Source organism: Frankia sp. AiPs1, assembly GCF_023716945.1.
Taxonomy (GTDB): domain Bacteria; phylum Actinomycetota; class Actinomycetes; order Frankiales; family Frankiaceae; genus Frankia.
On the sequence record NZ_JAMQQF010000778.1, the window covers coordinates 1 to 2,146 of the forward strand.

Sequence of the window (2,146 nt, forward strand, 5' to 3'; positions counted from 1 at the left end):
GCCCCGGAGCGACGCCGCGACCGCAGTGCCGTCGAGTGCGCCGCAACGCCGACGAGCCGGTCACCACCCGCGGGGGCGGTGACCGGTCGGCGGTGACCGGTCGGCGGTGAGGCGGGGCAGGTCAGGTGCCGCCGGCCGCCCCGGCGCCGGGCGCGACGGGAACGGCGGTGCTCGCCGCCGGCGGGATGGTGGGTGCCGCCGTCTCGGGCTGGTCCGACACGGGCAGGGCGCTACCCGCCTTCCAGACCGACCACGGCACCGACCAGAAGTTTCCGAGCTGGCTGGTGTCCGGCGGGCGGCCGGTGTTGACGATGTCGACGATGTCACCGAGCCGGCTGATGCCGTAGAACCACTGGGCGTCGGCCGGGGAGGCGTTCACGCACCCGTGGGAGACGTTCGTCCGCCCCTGGGAGGCCACGGACCAGGGCGCGGAGTGCACGTACTGCCCGCCGCTGGTGTAGTTCACCGCCCACTGAACCTTTTCATAGTAGTAATCCGGGTTGCCCTTCGGGATGCCCACCGTCGCCGAATCCATAATCACCTCGGGCGACTTGCCGAGAACGTTGTGGGGGCCGTCCATCGACGGAGATGTGGGCTTACCGAGGCTCACCGGCATCGTGCGCAGCAACTGGCCGTTACGGAACACCTGCATGATGTGGCTGGCGGCGTCCACCTTGGAAACCTGCGCCGAGCCGACGACGAAGTCCATCGCCCGGTCCTTCACGCCGAGGCGTCCGCCGCCCGCGTCGTATCCGGCGAGATTCGCCTCCACGTGCACCTTCGTTCCTGGCGTCCAGTACTGCTGCGGGCGCCAGACGACGAGCCGGTTCGAGATCCAGTTCCAGGCGCCGAGCACCGGCGGGTCGGTACGCACGGAGAGCATGCGCTGCACGGCGGCGCGGTCGGGCGCGGGGGCGCTGAAGGTCAGGCTGATCGGCGCGCCGACCCCGACCGTCTGCCCGGCGACCGGCTCCCAGGAGACCTTGAACGACTTCTCCGGCACCCCGGTGACGAAACTCGTGCGCACCGACTTCGTCCCGACGATCCCCGCGGCCGGGCTGGTGGTGGCGGCGACCTGGTAGCGGGAGGCGGAGTACAGACCGCCCGCCGACGTCCACGTGCGCCGGTCGGTCGAGAACGTCCCGAGCAGCACTCCCGGCTCGGTCTTCTCCGACTCACTCGCCTCCCGGGCGACGCTGACGTCGGCCAGCGGTGCGTTGCCGTGGACGACGACGTGATCGGTGAGGGTGACACCCTTGGCGTCGTCGCTCGGGGTGACGGTCACGCTCGCCGCGGGGTCCGGCGCGGCGACGCCGGCCGGCTTCGACGAGTCGCCGCCGGGCGAGCAGGCGGCGACGGACAGCGCCGTGACGAACGCGAGCGCCCCGCCGATCCACCGGCCGCGCCGATACCCGAAAGTGCCGGTCGGCCGCCGACTCGGACGGCTCGGGCCCCACCCACGAGATACACGTGAGGGAATCATTACCGAGCGAGACATGTAATGCCCTCTTCCGAAGAACGCGACCGGCATCGTCGCCGGACGGAAGCCTAGGTCTGAACGGTACCCAGGGCTCGGCACCTCGTCCCGTCGATCACCGGACTGGCCGGTGTCAGTCGCCCGACCATCACTCCACGTTGAGCACGTAAATACGGAGGGTAGCACCCTCCGGGTATTCCCCATAAACCCCTCCCCTTTCCCCTCTTCCGACGCGCGGGCACCGGACGAGGTTGCCCCCCGGGATGACAATTACCCGACCCGCCGAAAGCGACGACCTGGACCCATCGCGCCACCAAAGACAGCGCAACCGGTCACACCGACGGATGGTTTTCCGCAACTTGGGGACGACCAGGCCGGACATACGGTCGACGCCGACCCAGGACCATCCCGGAGCATTGCGATGTCGATGGAATTCCGGCAGGAACCGCGGATTCGTTGGGCGATCGGTGATCGCGAGTCCGCGGGCCCGGGGATGGTGGGGTCGGCGGCGTCCTGCGGCCAGGCCGGCCACCACGAGCCCGCGGGCGGACCGCCGGCGGATCATCGGACCGCCTCGGCACGGACGGCGCCCGGCCGGCCGACGGAAACCGCCACGAAACCCCCGGGCAGACCGCGCCGTCACACCGCTGCCGCAGGATGGGCGGGGCC

General features: G+C 70.7%; 1 protein-coding gene. It reads right to left on the bottom strand.

The features are described from left to right. Positions 1-121 precede the first annotated feature (121 nt). Positions 122-1,498, bottom strand: coding sequence for an Ig-like domain-containing protein (locus tag ND748_RS30560; protein WP_251749752.1), 1,377 nt, complete (start codon positions 1,496-1,498; stop codon positions 122-124). Positions 1,499-2,146 lie beyond the last annotated feature (648 nt).

Coding starts and splice junctions, on each gene's coding strand:
- ND748_RS30560 (WP_251749752.1), bottom strand. CDS start 1,498: ATGTCTCGCTCGGTAATGATTCCCTCACGTGTATCTCGTGGGTGGGGC.